General features: G+C 73.4%; 16 protein-coding genes and 1 pseudogene. 6 read left to right on the forward strand and 11 right to left on the reverse strand.

The window, feature by feature from the left end:
• The first annotated feature begins 36 nt into the window (after nucleotides 1-36).
• Together CFI00_RS21750 and CFI00_RS21755 are read left to right on the forward strand one after the other, a co-directional pair.
• Nucleotides 37-879: an aldo/keto reductase gene (locus CFI00_RS21750; protein WP_207083030.1), complete on the forward strand. Its 843-nt coding sequence runs from the start codon at nucleotides 37-39 to the stop codon at nucleotides 877-879.
• Between the two features lie 93 nt (nucleotides 880-972).
• Entirely contained in the window at nucleotides 973-2,190 is a 1,218-nt protein-coding gene (locus CFI00_RS21755) for an MFS transporter (protein WP_207083031.1), read from the forward strand.
• On the opposite strand, the gene CFI00_RS21760 is transcribed toward CFI00_RS21755, so the two are convergent.
• A complete protein-coding gene (locus CFI00_RS21760) occupies nucleotides 2,177-2,707 on the reverse strand; it encodes a hypothetical protein (protein ID WP_207083032.1) in 531 nt (176 codons plus the stop codon). The genes CFI00_RS21755 and CFI00_RS21760 overlap by 14 nt on opposite strands.
• A gap of 116 nt (nucleotides 2,708-2,823) precedes the next feature.
• Between CFI00_RS21760 and CFI00_RS21765 the strand changes: the two genes are divergently transcribed.
• From CFI00_RS21765 to CFI00_RS21775, 3 genes are all read left to right on the forward strand, one after another.
• The gene (locus tag CFI00_RS21765; protein WP_207083033.1) at nucleotides 2,824-3,606 is read left to right on the forward strand and encodes a hypothetical protein; all 783 of its coding nucleotides are present in this window, start codon (nucleotides 2,824-2,826) and stop codon (nucleotides 3,604-3,606) included.
• A gap of 76 nt (nucleotides 3,607-3,682) precedes the next feature.
• Nucleotides 3,683-3,979, forward strand: coding sequence for a hypothetical protein (locus CFI00_RS21770; RefSeq protein WP_207083034.1), 297 nt, complete (start codon nucleotides 3,683-3,685; stop codon nucleotides 3,977-3,979).
• Entirely contained in the window at nucleotides 3,976-4,959 is a 984-nt protein-coding gene (locus tag CFI00_RS21775; RefSeq protein ID WP_207083035.1) for a hypothetical protein, read from the forward strand. The genes CFI00_RS21770 and CFI00_RS21775 overlap by 4 nt, the downstream gene beginning before the upstream one ends.
• A gap of 3 nt (nucleotides 4,960-4,962) precedes the next feature.
• On the opposite strand, the gene CFI00_RS21780 is transcribed toward CFI00_RS21775, so the two are convergent.
• The 7 genes from CFI00_RS21780 to CFI00_RS21810 all read right to left on the reverse strand — a co-directional run bounded on the left by CFI00_RS21780 (nucleotide 4,963) and on the right by CFI00_RS21810 (nucleotide 13,561).
• Nucleotides 4,963-6,264: an MFS transporter gene (locus CFI00_RS21780; RefSeq protein WP_242532565.1), complete on the reverse strand. Its 1,302-nt coding sequence runs from the start codon at nucleotides 6,262-6,264 to the stop codon at nucleotides 4,963-4,965.
• Between the two features lie 45 nt (nucleotides 6,265-6,309).
• Complete coding sequence (locus CFI00_RS21785) at nucleotides 6,310-7,200, reverse strand: sucrase ferredoxin (protein WP_207083036.1); 891 nt, start codon at nucleotides 7,198-7,200, stop codon at nucleotides 6,310-6,312.
• Entirely contained in the window at nucleotides 7,197-8,246 is a 1,050-nt protein-coding gene (locus CFI00_RS21790) for a cupin domain-containing protein (protein WP_242532566.1), read from the reverse strand. Before CFI00_RS21790 ends, CFI00_RS21785 begins: the two co-directional genes overlap by 4 nt.
• Nucleotides 8,247-8,314: 68 nt before the next feature.
• Complete coding sequence (locus CFI00_RS21795) at nucleotides 8,315-8,575, reverse strand: hypothetical protein (protein WP_207083037.1); 261 nt, start codon at nucleotides 8,573-8,575, stop codon at nucleotides 8,315-8,317.
• A 104-nt stretch (nucleotides 8,576-8,679) separates the two neighbouring features.
• Nucleotides 8,680-9,435, reverse strand: a complete 756-nt coding sequence (locus CFI00_RS21800; RefSeq protein ID WP_207083038.1) for a sucrase ferredoxin — start codon at nucleotides 9,433-9,435, stop codon at nucleotides 8,680-8,682.
• Nucleotides 9,436-9,474: 39 nt separating this feature from the next.
• Nucleotides 9,475-10,551 (reverse strand): hypothetical protein, encoded by a 1,077-nt coding sequence (locus CFI00_RS21805; RefSeq protein WP_207083039.1) that lies wholly within the window; start codon nucleotides 10,549-10,551, stop codon nucleotides 9,475-9,477.
• A 91-nt stretch (nucleotides 10,552-10,642) separates the two neighbouring features.
• Nucleotides 10,643-13,561, reverse strand: coding sequence for a helix-turn-helix transcriptional regulator (locus CFI00_RS21810; protein ID WP_207083040.1), 2,919 nt, complete (start codon nucleotides 13,559-13,561; stop codon nucleotides 10,643-10,645).
• A 636-nt stretch (nucleotides 13,562-14,197) separates the two neighbouring features.
• On the opposite strand from CFI00_RS21810, the pseudogene CFI00_RS21815 reads away from it, so the two are divergent.
• A pseudogene (locus tag CFI00_RS21815) lies at nucleotides 14,198-15,198 on the forward strand (IS30 family transposase); the annotation flags it as partial.
• A 35-nt stretch (nucleotides 15,199-15,233) separates the two neighbouring features.
• Here CFI00_RS21815 and hutI read toward each other — a convergent pair.
• Genes hutI through CFI00_RS21830 form a run of 3 tightly spaced genes read right to left on the reverse strand, consistent with a single transcriptional unit; the run spans nucleotide 15,234 to nucleotide 18,900 of the window.
• The gene (gene hutI / locus CFI00_RS21820; RefSeq protein ID WP_207085676.1) at nucleotides 15,234-16,406 is read right to left on the reverse strand and encodes an imidazolonepropionase; all 1,173 of its coding nucleotides are present in this window, start codon (nucleotides 16,404-16,406) and stop codon (nucleotides 15,234-15,236) included.
• A complete protein-coding gene (locus CFI00_RS21825) occupies nucleotides 16,406-17,710 on the reverse strand; it encodes a formimidoylglutamate deiminase (protein ID WP_207083042.1) in 1,305 nt (434 codons plus the stop codon). Before CFI00_RS21825 ends, hutI begins: the two co-directional genes overlap by 1 nt.
• Nucleotides 17,707-18,900, reverse strand: coding sequence for an allantoate amidohydrolase (locus CFI00_RS21830; RefSeq protein ID WP_207083043.1), 1,194 nt, complete (start codon nucleotides 18,898-18,900; stop codon nucleotides 17,707-17,709). The genes CFI00_RS21825 and CFI00_RS21830 overlap by 4 nt, the downstream gene beginning before the upstream one ends.
• Nucleotides 18,901-18,998: the final 98 nt, after the last annotated feature.

An 18,998-nucleotide genomic window follows, 5' to 3' on the forward strand; every position in this document is an offset into this window, starting at 1 on the left:
CGGAATACCTCGCGCCGCGTCGCTGTAGGAATCCACATGACTGTTCCGAACATCGCGCTCCCCGACGGCACGTCCATCCCGCAGCTCGGCTTCGGCGTCTTCCAGGTCCCGCCGGAGGACACCGCGGCCACGGTGGCCCAGGCCTTCGAGGCCGGCTACCGCCACATCGACACCGCCCAGATGTACGGCAACGAGGCGGGGGTCGGCGAGGCGATCAGGACCTCCGGCCTGGCCCGCGACGACCTCTACGTCACGACCAAGCTCAACAACTCCTTCCACCGCCCCGACGACGCGCGGCGCGAGATCGACGCCTCGCTCGAGAAGCTCGGCCTCGACCAGGTCGACCTGTTCCTCATCCACTGGCCGCTGCCGACGCAGTACGACGGCGACTTCGTGCAGACCTGGCGCGCGCTCATCGAGGCGCAGGAGGCCGGGAAGACCCGCTCGATCGGCGTCTCGAACTTCCAGCCCGCCCACCTCGACCGGATCGTCGAGGAGACCGGCGTGGTGCCGGTGGTCAACCAGGTCGAGGTGCACCCGTTCTTCACCAACGAGGACGTGCGCGCGGCCAACCAGCGCCACGGCGTGCTCACCGAGGCGTGGTCGCCGATCGCCAAGGGCAAGGTGATGGACGACGACACGATCGGCGAGATCGCCTCGCTCGTCGGGCGCACGCCTGCCCAGGTGACCTTGCGCTGGCACGTCCAGCGCGGCGACATCGTCTTCCCGAAGTCGATGAACCCCGACCGGATGCGCCAGAACTTCGAGATCTTCGACTTCGAGCTCGAGCCGACCCACATGTCGGCGATCGACGAGCTCGACCGCGGCGAGGAGGGGCGCACCGGCCCGAACCCGGACACCTTCGACTGGATCCCCTGAGCCGTCGGACGCGGCGGAGCGGTGAGTGAGGCAGGTTCCGACCGCCGAGAACCTGTTTCACCCACCGCCCACCCCGGCCCGTAGCGTGTCGGCGTGAGCACCGGGGCGACCGAGCAGGAGTTCCGCTTCCGCGACATCTGGCTCGTGGCGTACGGGCCCTCGATCGTCTCCGCGATCGGGCACGGCGCGATCATGCCGGTGCTCGCGCTGCGGGCCCGCGACCTCGGCGCCGACGTCAGCACGGCCGCGTTCATCGTGGCGCTCACCGGCGTCGGAATGCTGCTGGCGAGCCTGCCCGCTGGGGCATTGGTCGCGCGGATCGGTGAGCGCCGCGCGCTGGTGGCGGCCGGCTTCGTCGACGCGGGCGCGATGGCGCTGGCCGCGCTCACCGACTCGGTCCTCGGCCTCTCGGTCGGGGTGCTGCTGAGCGGGGTGTGCTGGTCCCTCTTCCTCATCGCGCGGCAGGGCTTCATGATCGACGTCGTCCCGGTGACCCACCGCGCACGGGCGATGTCGCTGCTGGGCGGCTCCTACCGGATCGGGGTGCTCATCGGGCCGCTGATGGGCGCGGGCCTGATCCGGCTCACCGACCTCACGAGCGTCTTCTGGCTCGGCGCGGTGATGTCGGTGCTCGCCTCCCTGCTCGCGGCCACGATGCCCGACCTCGGGGAGGAGCAACGGGCCCACGCCCGCTCGGCCGGCCACCTCGGCGTCTGGACCGTCATCGCCGCGCACCGCCGGGTCCTCGCCACCCTCGGGTCGGCGGTGGTCATCCTCGGGATGAGCCGCTCGCTCCGGCTGAGCCTGCTGCCCCTGTGGGCCGACCACATCGGGCTGTCGGCGTCGACGACCTCGCTGATCTTCGCTGGAGCCGCGGCGCTCGACGTCGCCTTCATGTGGCCGGGCGGCTGGCTGATGGACACCCGCGGCCGGATGGTCGTCGCCGTCCCGGTCGTGCTGTCCATGGCCGTGGCGTGCCTGCTGCTGCCGCTGGCCACCTCGGCGCTGGGCGTCGCGCTGGTGATGGCGCTGATCGCCGCCGGCAACGGCCTCAGCTCGGGCATCGTGATGACGCTCGGCGCGGACGCGTCGCCCGACGAGGGGCGCTCGCAGTTCCTGGGTGCATGGCGGCTGTGCGGCGACATCGGCAACACCGGCGGCCCGCTGCTGGTGGGCGCCGTCGCCGCGGTCGCGCCGCTGGCCACCGCCTGCCTCGTGGTGGGCGCGCTGGGCGTGGCCGGCACCGGGTGGGTGGGCCACTGGACGCGCCGCGTCGACCGTGACCGGGTGGCCGTGGTCAGCCGACGGTGACGGTGACCTCGTTCGAGACGGCCTCGGAATCGGTGTCGACGACGCGGAACTGGTTGGGCCCGGTGCGACCGGTCAGGACGTACGTCGCAAAGGTGCCGCCGCTGACCGACACGGTCACGGGGAAGTCGGCCCACGCACCGTCCTCGAAGCGCTGCACCTGCAGGATCGAGCCCTCGCCGGCCTGGTAGGTCCCGGTCAGGTCGATCTGCTGCATCGGGCTCACCGACTGTCGGCTGGTGGTCAGCGAGATGGCCTCGGCGGGTGCCTCCGACGTCGGCTCCCCCGAGGTGGGCTCGACCGTCTCCTCCGGCGCGGCGTCCGTGCTGCCGGTGTCGCTGGGCCGGGGCAGGTTGAAGGTGGCGGGCGCCTCCTCGGAGGAGCTCGAGCTCGACGCGCCGCCGATGCCGGTGGCCTTGACGCCGACCATCACGGCGAGCCCGCCCAGCAGACCGATGACCACGGCGACGCCGACCAGGGCGACGAGCCCGGTCAGGACGGGACGCTTCTCGGTGTCCATGGAGACCTTTCGACCGCGGGGTGGGAGCCCCGCCATTGTCCGGGACAGCGGGTGGCAAGGCCAACCAGCGCGCCCGGGGCGGACCCCAGCAGGCAGGCAACAGGCAGGATGGACCCATGCAGTCACCGTTGCGACACGGCAAGGCAGCCATCGGCACCACCCTCGCCGGGGGTGCCCTGGCCGCGCTGTCCCAGGCACCCGAGCGCGCCTCGCGCCTGCTGCGCCACCGCTACCCGACCGTGGCGGTGACCGGCATGACGGGTGTCGGCAAGACCCGGCTCGCCGACCGGCTCTCCCGCCGCGCGAGCGCCGAGGGCGGGCAGGACGTCGGCTCGGCGGTCATGGAGCGGCGTACGCGTCGCGACCCGCGGCTGCGCGGCTACCGCTTCCGGGTGGTGCCGGGCGAGAACGCCGCCACCCGCCTCGGCGCGCTCGACGAGGTCTTCCACGACGAGCCCGTCGACGGGGTGCTGCACGTGGTCGCCAACGGCCACGCCACCCCGCGACGCACCGGCGGCACCAGCGGCGCCGGGGTCGCCACGCGCGAGGAGCAGCTGGCCGCCGAGCTCGAGGACTGGTCGATCACCGCCCACCGCATCGCGAGCATGGCGGTGCGCCGCGAGCGGCCGACGTGGCTGGTGATCGCGGTGACGAAGGCCGACCTGTTCGCCGACGACGTCGACGCTGCCGTGCACTACTACTCACCCGGCAGCGGCTCGCCCTTCGGTGACAAGCTCGACGAGCTGCGGGCGCTCGCCGGCGGGGCGAAGCTGTCCATCGACGTGCTGCCGGTCTGCGCGCAGGGCGGGGGCCGGAAGTCGGCCATGCCGGACAAGGCGTGCGCCGACCTGCTCGGGCGCCTCGAGCTGCGGCTGGCCCAGCTCTCCGGGCACGTCTGAGCAACCACCCGCCCGGCGTCGTTCACAGTTTCACCACTTCTGGTTTCGACCCCGTCCACCGGGGCAGAAGACCGGCATGAGGATCGCGATCAGCCAGCGGGCGCTGCGTGGCGCCCGGGAGGAGCTCGACTCCGCCCGTGAGGACCTGCGAGCCGCGCTCCGCGACGTCGACCACCCCGCGGACGACTTCCCGTGGCGTGACCTCCTCGTCGAGGGCGTACGCAGCCTGGTCGAGGACGCCGAGCAGGTCGCCCGGCGGTGCCGCACCATCGCCGGCGCGATCGACGACTCGGTGCTCGACTTCGACGAGCTCGACCTGATGGTCGGCGAGGCCGCCCAGGTCGCCGCCCGGCTCGAGCAGGTGAAGCCGTGACGAAGGCCGTCGTCGACCGCATCGAGGCCCAGCAGGACGGGCTGCGCTTCGGCGACCCGATCGGCTGCCACTACCACTGGATCGAGCCCGACGCGGTCGACGCCTACGGCGACACCGTCCGGCGGGTCGGGAGCAAGGTCGAGGCCGCGGCGGAGGCCTTCGAGCGCACCGCCTCGCTGTCCGAGGACGTGTTCTCCGGCGAGGCGGCCGACATGCTCCGCACCCGCGCCGGCCACCGCCACGAGGAGTCGGTGGTCGTCCGTGACGACCTGCGCGGCCTCGGACGGGCGATCAACGCCTACTCCGACGTCCTGCGTCGTCACCGCGACGGTCTCGAGCAGCTGCGCGCCTACGCCGTGTCGGCCGGTCTCGAGGTCCGCGACCACCGCATCTGGCCGCCCGTCGAGACCCTCCCCGGCGACGCCCCGCAGAAGGAGGCCGACGCCTGGGAGCGGGACTGGAAGACCTACCAGCAGTGCTTCGACGCCAAGATCGAGCTGCGCGACGCCCGCCGGGCCGCCACCCGGGAGCTGGTCAAGGCGCTCGCCGACCACGCCGGGGTCCACCCCGACAAGGACGGTGCCAGGGCGGTCGCCGCCCACCACCGCCGGGTGGAGTTCGGCGAGCTGCGGCGCGAGGCGGCCGAGGAGGCGATGGAGGCGGTCCAGGCCAGTGACGCCGCCGAGACCGCGCGCCACACGGTCGAGGTGCTCAAGCGCCGCGAGCAGGCGGCGCTGGGCGACCTCGAGGAGCTGGTGCTGGCCGAGCGCCCGCCCGCGGAGATCCAGGCCCAGGCCGAGAAGGTCGCGGCGCTGCACCGCGAGCTCACCGAGGCGCGCGCCGAGGCCCGCGAGGCCGAGGCCGTGGCCGAGCGCGAGGAGGCCCAGGCCAACCGCGCCGCCCGCGACCTCCGAGCGGCCGAGGAGGGTCGCCCCCGGGTCGTCGCCCGGCCCGCCGACCTCAAGGACCGGCTCGGCTGAGCGTCACGACTGGGGCGTGCCGCCCGCCTTCGAGGTACGCCGCTCGCGCTCCGCGACGGCGTGGGGGTCGGTGCGGGAGTCGTAGGACCAGAAGTCCCGCAGGGCCACCGCCGTGAGCAGGACGCCGCCGACGCACGCCGCGCCGCCGCTGACGATCGCGCCGCGCACCGACCAGGCGTCCGCGACGAAGCCGGCTCGGGTCTCACCGACCGTCGGGCCGATCGAGTAGGACAGCATCTCGATCCCGGCCAGCCGCCCGCGCATGGTGTCGGGGATGGTCTGCCCCCACACGGTGGCCCGGAAGACCGCCGACACCATGTCGGCGGCACCGGCCAGCGCCAGGAAACCGCAGGCCAGCCAGAACGACGGCATCAGCCCGGCCATCGCGATGAAGGCGCCGTAGAGGCTCGCCGCGATGACGATCGCGCGGCCGTGGTGGTGCACCCGGCCGACCCAGCCGCTCAGCGCGGTGGCGACGAGCGCGCCGACGGTCTCGGCGGAGTAGAGCAGGCCGAGCAGCTCAGGGCGCTCGAAGACCTCGTGGGCCAGCGCCGGGAAGAGCACCACCGGGATCGCCAGCATCATCGCGGCGATGTCGACGACGTAGGTGCCGAGCAGGTCGCGGCGACGCAGGGCGTAGGTCAGGCCCTCCTGGATCCCGCGCAGGCTGGGCGGGGTGGTCTCGCCGTCGTGCGGGTAGGGCCGCATCGCCGCGAAGAGGAGGGTCGCCACGACGTAGCCGACCACCGCGACCACGAAGCACCAGCCCACGCCGGCGTAGGCCACCAGTAGCCCGCCGACCAGCGGGCCGACCAGCACGCCGAGCTGCATGGCGAAGCTGCTGAGCGCGTTGGCGGCGGCGATCTGGTCGTGCCGGACCGTGCGCGGCTCGAGCGCCTCGCGCGAGGGGCGCTGCAGCGAGCTGGCTGCGGCGTAGACGCCGGCGAGGACGAAGATCACCCACACGCGCGGACGCTCGGCGAAGGCGTTCGCGGCGAAGAGCACCATCAGCACGACCTGCACGACACCGGTCGCCACCAGCAGCCGTCGACGGTCGACGTGGTCGGCCAGCGCGCCGCCGTACAGGCCGAAGACGACCAGCGGGACCAGCTCGACGAGGCCCACCAGACCGACCATGAAGTTGGACCCGGTGAGGTCGTAGATCGCGAACGGGACCGCGACGTAGGCGACCATGCTGCCGAGGTAGAACACGCTGCCGGCGGTGAACAGCAGGCGGAAGTCGCGCGACTCGCGCAGCGGCGAGACGTCCATCCGCATCGCGCGGAAGCGTTCGGTCCAGGTCACGAGGGGTCAGTCTCCCAGCGCCGGGGGGTGCGCGGCACCGGGTTTTCAGCCCTCGGGCATGACCTCGAAGCGCGGCACCGGGTTGTCGCGCACCGCGCCGCAGGTCAGCCGACCCGGGTCGCCCAGCAGGCGCCGCACCCGCACGCGGGCCGGACGGCCGGCCGCCTCGAGCGACACGGTCGTGAGGTCCGCCTCGGTGCGCGCCGCGGTCGGCCGGACGTCGTCGAGCCCGGTGAGGCCGAGCCGACGGCGTACGTCGATCTCGGCGGCCTGCACCGGCATCGCGACGTCGGAGCGTCCGCGCAGGTGGTCCAGCGCGATCCGCCCGTCCGCGACGGCGTCGGCGACCTCGATCGCCGAGTCCGGGTCGAGGCGGCCGTAGTAGTGGCCGCGCGGCAGGACCAGCAGGTTGCCGGCGAAGCGGTCGCCGCCGATGTGCGAGCACTCCCACGTCGCCTCGGCGTGACGGCTCGCGGCGAGCGCCAGGGCGACGGGCCGGCCCCGCTCCGCGCAGCAGGCGTCGTGGCGGCCATGGGTGCAGACCGCGAGGACCGGCCCCGGGTGGTGCTCGAGACCGGTCGGAGGACCCTCGCGGAAGGCGGCGAGGTCGAGGTCGGCGACCTCGTCGACCCGGTGGAGCACCGCCGTCGCCAGCCAGGAGTCCGGACCTGCGACCCACGCGGCGAAGACGCGGGTGCCCTCGGTGTCGGCGGACCGCCTGCCGGGTCGCCGCACGAGCAGGACCCGTACGCCGGCGCGGCGGCCCGCGTCGGCCAGACGGGCGCCGAGGCCGTCGGGCAGGCGGGCGTCGCGCAGCGCGTCCGCACCCCAAGGACCGGCGTGCTCGACCAGGAGGAAGCTGCGCACGGTCGAGGCGGTGCCCGCGAGGTCGTCGGCCCGCTCCAGGCTCGCGGCGGCACAGCGGAAGCCGGTCACCGCGCGACCTCGAGCAGGCCCTCCCGCACGAGCCGCCGGCTCAGCACGAGGGCGCTCGCGGGGTCGAGCGGGAGGTCGGCCGGCGTGAGCTCGGTGCGCCCCGCCACGACCTCGAGCGCCTCGCGGATCCGCGACGGGACGCGCAGCACCCGGTCGCCGAGGAGCAGGCGGAGCGTGTCGCCGTCGTCGACGACCCGGCACGGGTGGCCCGCGCGACGGCGCAGCACCGTGTCGGACGCCAGGTCCCGGGCGAGCGCCTCGCGGTCGAGCAGGGCCCCGGCCAGGCGAGACGGGCGCTGGACGAGGAAGCGCTCGACCTGGTCGTCGGCGACGGCGGGGGCGTCGAGGCGGCGTACGGCGTCGGCGAGCGCAGCGACGTGCCCGGCGAGCCCCTCCGATAGCCGGACGGGGTCGTTGAGGTAGCCCGCCGGCAGGTGGGCGTCGGGCACCTCGGCGAGGAGCCGGCCGACCTCGCGGGTCAGCAGGCTGCGCCAGGTGAGCTGGTTGATGCCGATGGTGAGGTGGAGCGACACCGCCTCCTGCGCGCGGGCGGCATGGGGAGTGCCGGTGGGGAGGTAGGCGACGACGCCCGGCTCGAGGAGGAGGTCCCCCGGGCCGCCCTCGCCGTGGATCTCCCAGAGCTTGGTGCCGTGCGTCTGGAGCACGAAGACGTCGTGGGAGTCGGAGTGCACGGCGAAGCCCTGCGCGCCGGGCGGGGTGAGATACGCGTTGGCCTGGCAGGGGTGGCCCAGCTCGAGCTCGAGCTCGGCCACCAGGTCCGCGACGGGGGTCCAGTAGCGCTGGAGGCCCTGGAGCACGATCGTGGCGCCCTCGTCGAGCAGGCGCATCAGCCTCACCGGGTCGACCAGCCCGGTCAGCGGCTTGCCGGCGAGGCTTCCGCCGCGGGTGAAGGCCGACTCCGGCAGGACCGAGCCGTTGCGGGCCACCCGGACGGCGGGGGCGCGGATGGCGGTCTCGGTGAGGAGGTGGTCGACGTCGGCGAGCGACAGGACACTCGCGCCGTACGCCGGGTCGGTGCGGTGCACGTGGACCGACGACGCCCAGACCTTGTCGGTGAAGGTCCGGGCGTCGCCGGTCAGGTGGTCGAGAGCGCTCAGGAGGCCGACCCGTCAGTGCCGTCGGCGTCGGTCGAGTCCCCGTCGGTGGCGTCGGTGCTGTCGCCGTCCGTGGCGTCGGCGTCGGTGCCGTCGGCGTCCGTGGAGTCCCCGTCGGTCGCGTCGGTGCTGTCGCCGTCCGTGGCGTCGGCGTCGGTGCCGTCGGCGTCGGTGCTCGGCCCGGCCGCGACCCCCGTCGGGTCGACGCCCTCGGTGGTCATCTCGTCGTCGTTGAGCGGGTTGTCAGGAGTCGACGTCATGGTTCCTCCTCGTCAGGTCCGGCGGGCGGTCCGTCGGCGCTCCGCCAGTGTGGGCGGCGGCGCGACCACGGTCCCACACCCCTCCGGGCGGAGGAAGGCTCTTATCAGGGCGTCCGCACCTCGTAGCGCGTGGTGGCCTTGACCTTGTCGTCCCCGCAGGACTGGCGGCGTACGGGTCCCGGGACGGCCACCAGCTCGTCGCGCGGGTCGCCGCCGGTGAGCACGTGGAGCTCGCGCGCCTGCTCGACGCCCGGCCGGCCGGCGCGGCCGCGGGTCACCTCGACCGGCACCTCACCCCGCGTCACGGCCTCGCACGCGGCCAGGGCGTTGGAGGTGTCGAGGCGCCCGAGCGTGAGGCCGCTGGGCAGGGCGAGCAGCGTCCCGGAGAACCGGTGCCCACCGAGGTGGGTGGTCTCCCAGGTGCCGTCGGGCCACTCCTGCGCGAGCAGGTCCGCGATCGGGCGGCCGAGCTCGGCGCAGCAGCGGTCGCGCTTGCCGTTGGTGCACACCAGCCACAGCGGGTCGGCGTACGCCGGCAGGGTGCGCAGGTCGAGGTCCAGCAGGTCCTCGGGCCGGTCGAGGACCGCGGCGCCGACGTCGTAGCCCTCGTCGGTCGCGCGGGCGTGGAAGACGTGGGTGCCGGGACCGGCGCTGCCGTCGTAGCGGCGCAGCAGGAAGACCTTCAGGTCGAGCCCGGCCAGGTGGGTGCGGACGACCTCCGGCAGGCGGTTGTCGGCGACCGCGTCGCGCCCCCAGGGACCGGGGCTCTCGACCAGCAGGACCTCGGGATCGGTCGGTGCGGTGCCGGCGATCGGCTCCTGGTCGTCGACGCTGGCGAAGGAGCACCGGAAGTCAGACATGACGTGCAGTCTGGCTGACCGGTGGTCCTCGCCCGGCGGTCAGTACCTCTGGTTCTGCCAGAGGAGGCCGGCGGCGGCGTACTCGGCGGGGTTGCAGTAGCCGCCGTAGGTCCGGTAGCGCTCGGGAGAGATGAGCTCCTTGGCGCAGTCGGCCGCGTGCTCGAGGGGGGACCACGCGGGCGCCATCGGGACGGTCGCGACGTTGGGGTCGGGGTTGTCGTCGGCCACGAAGACCTCGGCGGAGCGGGCCACGAGCGCGCTCCAGTCCTGGTTGGTGCCACCCCAGTTGTAGAACTGCTTGGCGTGCGCGCACTCGTGGATCGAGATGCCGAGCTTGCTGACCTCCGGCTCCTGCGTCAGCGTCGCCAGGGTCGCGGCGTCGATCGTGATGCCGTACTGCCAGTCGAAGACGCCGGTGTGGTCCTCGGTGATGCCGGCCGTGTCGATGGTGACGCTGGCGTTCGGGCACAGGTTGGCGATGGGGGCGTAGAAGCGGGCCTGGTCACCGGTGTACATCGCCTGGTTCTCGAAGCGGACGGTCACCGGGTCGGAGGCGACGCTGCGCCGCGCACGCTTCGGGCCCTTCGTGATCTTCTTCGTCCTGAGCCGGTAGTCGACGGTCTGCGCGACGATGCCGGCGGGGACGACGTGGTCGGGGATGCGGGCGGTGACCAGCGTGCGGCCGACCTTGCCGCGGGCGCCGGCGACCCGGGTCCACTTCCCGCCGTCGACCCGGGCCTGGACGAACACCTTCTTCGGCAGGATCGGCTTCACGCCGCGGTAGGTCTTCCACGCGGCCTGCACCTGGATCCCGGTGCCCGAGCCGCGGACCGCGGTGGTGAAGCCGAAGCCGTCGAGGCGGTTGTACTTCTTGCCCCAGAAGGCGAAGAGCGGGCGCCGGTAGGACCGCGCAGCCGCCTTGGCGGAGTCCGGGGCCGAGCGCACGAGCGGGGCCGGCGGGGCGAGCGGCTGCACGTCACGCGTCGACACCGCGGAGTCGGGGGTCCTGCCCTCGGCCGAGGGAACGGCCCCGGCCGGGGCTGCCGCGACGAGCGTCGGCGACACGATCACCGCCGCTGCTGCCAGTGCGGTGGCGAGACGGCGACCTGCGCTCATGGGGTGGCTCCGTGATCTGTGGCTGTGGGGTGGGCTGGCCCCTGCCTACCCGGCGGGGGTGGTCGGCAAACGCCGGCACCCCGAGCAGGCCTCAGAGCAGACCGCGGCGCCGGGCGACGGCTGCCGCCTCCGTGCGAGACGCCGCGTCGAGCTTGGCCAGGATGTTGGAGACGTGGACCGAGACGGTCTTGGTGCTGATGAAGAGCTGCTTGCCGATCTCGCCGTTGCTGCGTCCCTCTGCGACGAGGGCCAGGATCTCGGCCTCGCGGGGCGTGAGCACCGCAGCCGGGGCCCCTGTCGCCGGGGCCGGGGCGGACCCCTGGGCGCGCAGCTCGGCGAGCAGCGGCTCGGCCCTCATCGCGTGCGCCGCCTCGCGCGCGAGATCGGCGGCGGCGCGGGCGCCCGCTGCATCGCCGGTGGCGCGCAGCACGCCCGCCAGCCGCACCCGGGTCTGGGCGAGCTCGGGCACGCTGCCGAACTCCACGGCCGTCTCCTCCGCGTGGCGCCAGGCCGACACGAGCTCGTCGGCCGACGGCGGGTCGAGCTGCGCGAGCCAGCGCCAGCGCAGGTGCTCGGCGGCCCGCCGGGCCACCCACATGCGGTACTCCGGACCGTGGCTGCCGTCGTAGGGGGCGTAGAAGTCCATCACCCTCCCGCCGTCGGCGATCATGCGGTCGACCTCGGCGCCGGCTGATTGCCGCTCGTCGGCGGACAGGTGGGGTGCGGCGCTGGCCACCGCCGCCACGACCAGCGTCGCGAGGCGGAGCCTGGCCTGGAACCAGTCGTGCCACAGGGGGACCACCGTCGCGACCACCTCGTCGTAGACCGCGACGGCACCCTCGGCGTCGCCCACTGCCGCCGCCCGCAGCAGTCCGGCGCTCGCCGACGAGATGGCGGTGAGGCCGTCGGTGCCCCAGTAGTCACGCAACCGCTCGAGCGCCTGGGGCTTCGACTCGCCGCGGATGCCGATCGTGATCAGCATCTGGTGCGCGAAGTAGAGCCACTCGAAGACCATCGGCGGGTTCTGCCCGCTCACGTCGAGCAGGCCCCACGCCTCGTCGAGGCGACCCTGGTGGGTGAGCGCGACGGCCAGCAGCAGGCGCGCCTCGGCGGGATAGGGCGACCAGGTCAGTCCGGCGACCTCACTGCGTGCGATGACCTCGCGGTAGACCTCGATGGCGGCATCGAGGTCGCCGTCGTCGTGGTGCAGTCGACCGAGGAGGTAGAGCGCGCGCAGCTCCGGCTCGACCAGGCCGGCTCGCCGCGCGCGGTCGGCGGCCGCCCTCCAGCCCGCGCTCGGGCTGGCGCTGCCGGCCGGATCGAGGCCGGCGACCGTGGTGTGCAGCTCGACGGCCAGGCTGGTGAGGTCGTTCCGCTCGGCGATCTCGAGGGCCCGGAGGGCGACTGCTCGTGCCTCGTCGGCGTGCCACCCGCCCAGGCTCTGTGCGTGGACGAGGAGCGCGCGCGCCAGCAGCCTGGGCGGGGCGCCGCGCAGCAGCGCGACGGCCTCCGCCGCGATCTCGCTGGGGGACTCGGTCGTGTCGGTGAGCATCAGGGCCGCGGCCAGGGACGTCAGGAGCTGGCCTCGGTCGACGTCGGAACCCTCGGTCCCCAGCGCCGCGAGGCGCGAGCGCAGGACCTTCACCGCCTTCGGCACCCGGCCCGAGGCGATGAGCGCCTCCGCGCAGCGCCGCGCGAGCGCGAAGGCGTCGACGTCGGGCACCGGGGTGCGCGCGGTGTCGACGAGCTCGAGGGCGTCGAGGAAGTGGGTGGCCGCCTCGGACGGACCGCCGACGGCGAGCGCCTCCTCGCCCGCCTCGATGGACGCCCGCACCGCGACGGGGCGGTCGTCGGCGCGACGGGCGTGCTGGGCGAGCTCGGCAGCCGTGCCGACGGCCCGGCCCTCCCCCAGCGCGGAGACGAAGTCGGCGTGGAGACGCATCCGTTCACCCGGCAGCAGGTCGTCGTAGACCGCTTCGCCTAGCAGCGCATGGCGGAAGGCGTAGGTGCCGCCGCGCGAGGCGACGAGGACGTGCGACTCGACGGCGTTGCGCAGCGCGCCCTCGAGCTCGGTCGCGGAGAGGTCGGACACCGCGGCGAGGAGCTGGTGGCTGACCTGACGACCTGCGACGGAGACGAGGCGGACGACCTGGCGCGTGGTGTCGTCGAGCCGGTCGAGGTGGACGAGCAGCACGTCGGCGAGCTCGCCGGGCACCTGGCCGGACCAGGCGGCGCCGACGAGCTCCTCGATGAAGAACGGGTTGCCCTCCGCGCGGTCGACGATGGAGGAGTACTCGGCCTCCGACATCGTCGAGGGGTTCAGGGCACGCACGAGGAGTCGTACGTCGTCATCGGTGAGCGGCTCGACCTGGAGGCGGTCCACGCCGCGCAGCCGCATCCACTCCGCGACCTGGCGGCGCAGCGGGTGACGGCGATGCAGGTCGTCGGAGCGGTAGGACACGACGAGGGAGACGCCGGGGACCGGGCGGGAGAAGAGGAAGCTGAGCATGTCGCGCGTCGACTCGTCGGCCCAGTGGGCGTCCTCGACGACCACGAGCACCGGCGCCTGCTCGGCGACGGCGGAGAGGAGGTCGCCGAACGCGTCGTAGACGTTGCCGCGGTCGAGGGCCTGGTCGCCCGACGCGGTCTCGCTGCTGCGGATGCGGCGCCCCGGCTGGAGCCGCGCGAGCGTGGGGTGGCGATCGAGCACCCGCCCGGCCACGTCGGGCTGGTCGGCCATGACCCGGCCGAGGACCTCGGAGAAGGGGAGGTAGGGCAACGAGCTGTCGGCGAGGTCGAGACAGTGGCCGGCGACGACCTGCCAGCCGGCCTCGAGCGCGGTGTCGCGCAGCGCCATGATCAGCCGAGTCTTGCCCACACCTGCGTCGCCGGCGACGAGCATCGCGCGCACCGTCGCCCCGGCTCCGGACGCACGGATGCCGAGCTGGGCACTCAGCTGCTCCAGCTCGGCATCGCGTCCGATGAGATCGGTGGTGCGCAGGGCCGGCACGGACGACATTGTGTCGCCTCCCGCCGACAGCCGCGGGTCGATCGCGGTGCGGGTCACTTCCGGGTGTCGGTGGCGCGGACCCGCGTCCAACGGCGTACGCCGTAGTCCTGGCGGACCTTGTCCTGGCGGTAGGCGATCTCGGCACCCAGGAAGCTGTCGGTGGTGAACATGTCCTTCTCCTCTTCTCAGTAGGCCTCTTCCGGGCCATGAGGAGAGAGTGCGTCCGTGAGGTAGGCCCGGACATCGGGCGCGTGCCCTATCCGGGAGTGGGTGGCTACCTCAGATGGGGCGCGCAGCGGCGTGGGGGTGGGTCTGAGGTAGCCCGCGGAGCGGGTAGTCCACCGGGAAATGGCTGTCCGGGTCCCCTCGAGTTCAAGGGGCTAACGCAACACCTCTCATGAGGAGGTTGTGATGGCTTACTTGATGGCGGCACGTCGAGGGTTGTGGGAGTGCATCGCGGCGGGCTGCTCGGTGGAGGAGGCTGCCTCACGTGTCGGTGTGCCGGTCACGACGGCACGCCGGTGGTTTCGTGAGGCTGGCGGTGTGAAGCAGTTACCCAGCCGCAGGCCGGCCACGTACCGACGCTTGTCGATGCTCGAGCGTGAGTGGATCCATGCCGCGATGGAGCGTGAGGAGTCGATCCGCGAGATCGCGCGATCCTTGAGCCGGTCGCCCTCGACGATCAGCCGCGAGATCGCGAAGAACCTGTGCAACCAAACTACGGCCGCCCGGCCCGCGATGGCAGACGACGCTCCACGCCGTGGAACTACTCCCCGCACCTGGCACAGGTCGGTGCGGAGCGTCGGGCTCGCGGCAAGGGCCGCCCGGCGAAGCTGACGCTCAACGAGCGACTGCGTCGGGAGGTGCAGTCCAGACTGGCCCGCAAGCACAGTCCCGAGCAGATCGCCCGGCGGCTGCGTAAGAAGTTCCCCGACCAGCCGGAGATGTGGGTGTCACACGAGACGATCTACCAGTCGATCTACGTCCAGGGCCGCGGCGCTCTCAAGCGTGAGTTGGCGGTGTGTCTACGCACCGGGCGCGCCATCCGCAGACCCCGCCGCAGTGGCGAGGCACGCCGCGGCCGGATCAAGGACATGGTCAACATCAGCGAGCGTCCCGCCGAGGTCGAGGACCGGGCCGTGCCCGGACACTGGGAGGGCGACCTGATCACCGGCAAGGAGAACAAGTCCGCGATCGGCACCCTGGTCGAGCGGACCACGGGCTTCCTGATGCTGTTGCACCTGCCCGAACGCCACGGTGCAATCGAGGTCCAAGAAGCGATGATCCAGACCCTCGCCCAGCTCCCCGATCGGCTTCGGGGCAGCGTCACCTGGGACCAGGGCATCGAGATGGCCAACCACGCCCAGATCACCTTGGCCACCGACGTGAAGATCTACTTCTGCGACCCCGCTTCACCCTGGCAGCGCGGCCTGAACGAGAACACCAACGGGCTCCTGCGCCAGTACTTCCCCAAGGGCACCGATCTGTCCGGATACCACCCCGACTACTTGGCCTACGTCGCGAACGAGCTCAACGACCGACCACGCAAACGTCTGGACTGGGACACCCCCACCGAAGCCCTCACCGCCCTACTGTCGAAACCAACAGATCCAGACGGTGTTGCGCTAGCAGGTTGATTTCGCCCCCGGCTGTCGAGCCACTTCCCGGTGGACTACCGCGCGACGACCGGGCGCCCGGCCTGCCAGACCCCGGCGACGAGGGGCACGCCGGGACGGTAGGCGAGGTGGACGTGGGACGGCGCGTCGAGCAGGACGAGGTCGGCGGCCTTCCCGGGGGCGAGCACCCCGACGTCGTCGCGGCCGAGGGCGGCCGCGCCCGTCGCGGTGGCCGCGTGCAGCGCCTCGGCCGGGCTCATCCGCATGTCGCGCACGGCCAGCGCGATGCAGAGCGCCATCGACGAGGTGAAGCAGGAGCCGGGGTTGCAGTCGCTGGCCAGCGCGACGCGTACGCCGGCATCGAGGAGGCGGCGGGCGTCGGGATAGGGCTGGCGGGTGGAGAACTCCACCCCCGGCAGGAGCGTCGCGATGGTGCCGCTCGACGCGAGCGCGTCCACGTCGGCGTCGGAGAGGAACGTGCAGTGGTCGACCGCGACGAGGCCGAGCTCGCAGGCCAGGCGCACGCCGCCGCCGTACGTCAGCTGGTTGGCGTGGAGGCGTCCGCGCAGGCCGCTGTCGGTGCCGGCCTGCAGGATGGCTCGTGCCTGGTCGACGTCGAAGGCGCCGTCCTCGCAGAACACGTCGATCCACCGGGCGTGCGGTGCAGCCGCCGTGAGCATGGGGCCGGTGACGAGAGCGACGTAGTCCTCCGGGGCGGTGTCGGCGGGGACGACGTGGGCGCCGAGGAACGTGGTCTCGTCGGTGAACTGGCGGGCCACCGCGAGACCGCGTGCCTCGTCGTGGACCGAGAGCCCGTAGCCGCTCTTGATCTCCACGGTGGTCGTGCCCTGCCCGCGCATCTCGGCGACCAGGCGCGCGACGTGGGAGGTCAGCTGCTCGTCGCTGGCGGCGCGGGTGGCGGCGACGGTGGTGCGGATGCCACCGGCGCTGTAGGGCTCGCCGGTCATCCGGGCCTCGAACTCGCCCGACCGGTCGCCGGCGAAGACGAGGTGGCTGTGGGAGTCGACGAAGCCCGGGATGACGGCCCGGCCGCCGGCGTCGACGTGCACGTCTGCGGCGGGCGCCTCCGCGGCCGGACCGACCCAGGCGACGCGGCTGCCCTCGACCACGACGGCGGCGTCGTGGACCAGCCCGAGCAGGCCGCCCTGCTCCGCGCGCGCCGGGTCGTTGGTGACGAGCTCACCGATGCCGGTGATCACCGTGGTGATCATGTCCAGATCCTCCCGATGGCCTCGTCGAGCTCGCGCCCGATCGCGGCGCGGTCGCCGTCCTCGACGATCCAGCGACCGTCAGCCATGACGCGGCGTACGTCCTCGGCGGCCGCGGCGAAGACGACGGTGTTCTCGTCGCGCCCGGTGCCCGCGGTGCGAGGCGTCGCGGGGTCGATCACGACGAGGTCGGCGCGCCGGCCGACGGCGATCGCGCCAGCGTCACCCCATCCCAGCGAGGCGTGGCCGTCGGTCGTCGCAGCCGTGAGCAGCTCGGCCGCGGCCCAGTGGCCGCGCTGCTGCGTGGCCAGCCGCTCGTCGAGCTCGACGGCGCGCATCTCCTCGAAGGGGTCGATGACGGCGTGGCTGTCGCTGCCGAGGGTCATCCGGGCACCGGCGTCGTGGAGCTGGCGCGAGGGCCCGATGCCGTCGCCGAGGTCGCGCTCGGTGGTCGGGCAGAAGGCGGCGTACGCCCCCGCCCCGCCGATCAGCGCGATGTCGTCGTCGCTCAGGTGGGTGGCGTGGACCAGCGACGTCGTGGGTCGCAGGAGGCCGTGGTCGGCGAGCAGCCGCGTCGGGGTGACGCCGTACGCCTTGAGGCAGGCGTCGTTCTCCGCGACCTGCTCGGAGACATGGGCGTGCAGGGGGCGGTCACCGACCCAGCCCGACACTGAGTCGAGCGCCTCGCGCGGGACGGCGCGCACGGAGTGGACGGCCGCGCCGACGCGGGCGTGGGGCTCGACGACCAGCCCGTCGACCCGCTCCAGCCATGCCTCGACCGACCCGTCGCTGTAGCGCGCCTGCGCGCCCTCGGGCGGCGCGCCGAAGCCGGACGAGAGATAGAGGGTGTCGAGCAGGGTGAGCCGGATGCCGGCCTCGCGGGCCGCGTGCACGAGCGCGAGCCCCATCTCGTTCGGGTCGGCGTGGGGCGTGCCGTCGGGCTGGTGGTGGAGGTAGTGGAACTCCCCGACGCATGTGATCCCGGCGGCGGCCATCTCGCGGTAGGTCGCGAGCGCGAGGGCGAGGTAGGTGTCGGGGTCGAGCCGCGCGGCGACGGCGTACATCTGGTCGCGCCAGGTCCAGAAGGAGCCGCGCTCACGCTGGGTGCGCCCGCGCAGCGCCCGGTGGAAGGCGTGGCTGTGGGTGTTGGCGAGGCCGGGGACGACCAGGCCGCGGACCGGGATCGCGCGCGGCGGGTCGCTGTCGGGCGTGACGGAGGTGAAGCGGCCTGCCTCGACCTCGACGAGCACGTCGTCGGCGAAGCGGTCGCCGAGCCAGGCGCGTTCGAGGAGGTACGCCGTCACCGGGCGAGCTCCTCGAGCACGTCGGCGAGCGCGTCGACGCCGGCCAGGCAGTCGGAGGTCTCGGCGTGCTCGTCGGGCGAGTGCGAGACGCCCGTGGGGTTGCGCACGAAGACCATCGCGGTGGGGATCCCGGCGTCGGACAGGATGCCGGCGTCGTGGCCGGCCTGCGTCGGGATCACGGGCCAGTCGCCGAGCCCTGCCAGCCGCGCGGCAAGGTCCGGGTCGAAGGCGACCGAGCCGGAGACCGACTCCGCGGTGACGGTGAGCGAGGTGCCGTCGCGACCGGCGCGGTCCTGCGCCTGACGTCCGACGGCGTCGACCATCTCGGCCAGCGCGTCGTCGGAGGAGGCGCGGGCGTCGAGCCAGGCGGTGACGAGCGAGGGGACGGCGTTGGTGCCGTTGGGCTCGACCGAGATCCGGCCGAAGGTCGCGCGCTGGCCGGCGAGCCGGGCCTGCTTGTTGGCGGCGAGGACGGTCATCGCATAGGTCAGCATCGGGTCGTGGCGGTCCTCCATGCGGGTCGTGCCCGCGTGGTTGGCCTGGCCGGCGAAGTCGAAGCGCCAGCGCCCGTGCGGCCAGATCTCGCTGGCCAGCCCGACCGCGACGTCGCGGTCGACGAGGTCGCGGCCCTGCTCGACGTGGAGCTCGACGAAGGTGCCGACCCTCTCCAGGGAGAGCAGCCCGGTCGACGGGTCGAGCCCGGTGGCCTCGACGGCGTCGGCGAGGAAGACGCCGTCGCGGTCGCGCAGCTCGCGAGCGTCGTCCCAGGACGTCGCGCCGGTGACGAGGCGCGAGCCGAGGCAGGCGCGGCCGAAGCGCGAGCCCTCCTCCTCGACGAAGACCCCGATCCCGATTGGCCGGCCCGGCTCGAAGCCACGCCCCCGCATCGTGTCGACCGCGGCAAGCGCGGAGACGACGCCCAGCGGACCGTCGTACGCCCCGCCGTCGAGGACGGAGTCGAGGTGCGAGCCGGTCAGCACGCCCTTCCCGGTCGCCGAGGCGGGCGCCCACCAGGCGACCTGGTTGCCGATGCCGTCGGTCTCGACCGTCAGCCCGCGCGCGGCGCACTCCTCCGCGAACCAGCTGCGGAGCTCGGACTCGGCCGAGGCCCAGGGCTGGCGGAAGTAGCCACCGGACGCGGCCGATCGCCCGACCGGCGCCAGGTCACGCCACATCTGCTCGAAGCCCATGCCGCCAGTCCATCGTCAACGCCCACCGGGGTCAACGCGGCGCGGCGGGGGTGCGTCTCGGATCCGAGACGGGCCTCGCGCCCGGCCCGCTGCTGTAA

This window comes from Nocardioides sp. S5, assembly GCF_017310035.1.
Lineage (GTDB): Bacteria > Actinomycetota > Actinomycetes > Propionibacteriales > Nocardioidaceae > Nocardioides.

Excerpts from the sequence above, each read along its gene's own strand:
- CFI00_RS21830 (WP_207083043.1), bottom strand. The coding sequence starts at position 18,900 with ATGGGCTTCGAGCAGATGTGGCGTGACCTGGCGCCGGTCGGGCGATCG.
- CFI00_RS21805 (WP_207083039.1), bottom strand. The coding sequence starts at position 10,551 with ATGAGCGCAGGTCGCCGTCTCGCCACCGCACTGGCAGCAGCGGCGGTG.
- CFI00_RS21760 (WP_207083032.1), bottom strand. The coding sequence starts at position 2,707 with ATGGACACCGAGAAGCGTCCCGTCCTGACCGGGCTCGTCGCCCTGGTC.
- CFI00_RS21765 (WP_207083033.1), top strand. The coding sequence starts at position 2,824 with ATGCAGTCACCGTTGCGACACGGCAAGGCAGCCATCGGCACCACCCTC.
- CFI00_RS21800 (WP_207083038.1), bottom strand. The coding sequence starts at position 9,435 with ATGTCTGACTTCCGGTGCTCCTTCGCCAGCGTCGACGACCAGGAGCCG.
- CFI00_RS21750 (WP_207083030.1), top strand. The coding sequence starts at position 37 with ATGACTGTTCCGAACATCGCGCTCCCCGACGGCACGTCCATCCCGCAG.
- CFI00_RS21795 (WP_207083037.1), bottom strand. The coding sequence starts at position 8,575 with ATGACGTCGACTCCTGACAACCCGCTCAACGACGACGAGATGACCACC.
- CFI00_RS21770 (WP_207083034.1), top strand. The coding sequence starts at position 3,683 with ATGAGGATCGCGATCAGCCAGCGGGCGCTGCGTGGCGCCCGGGAGGAG.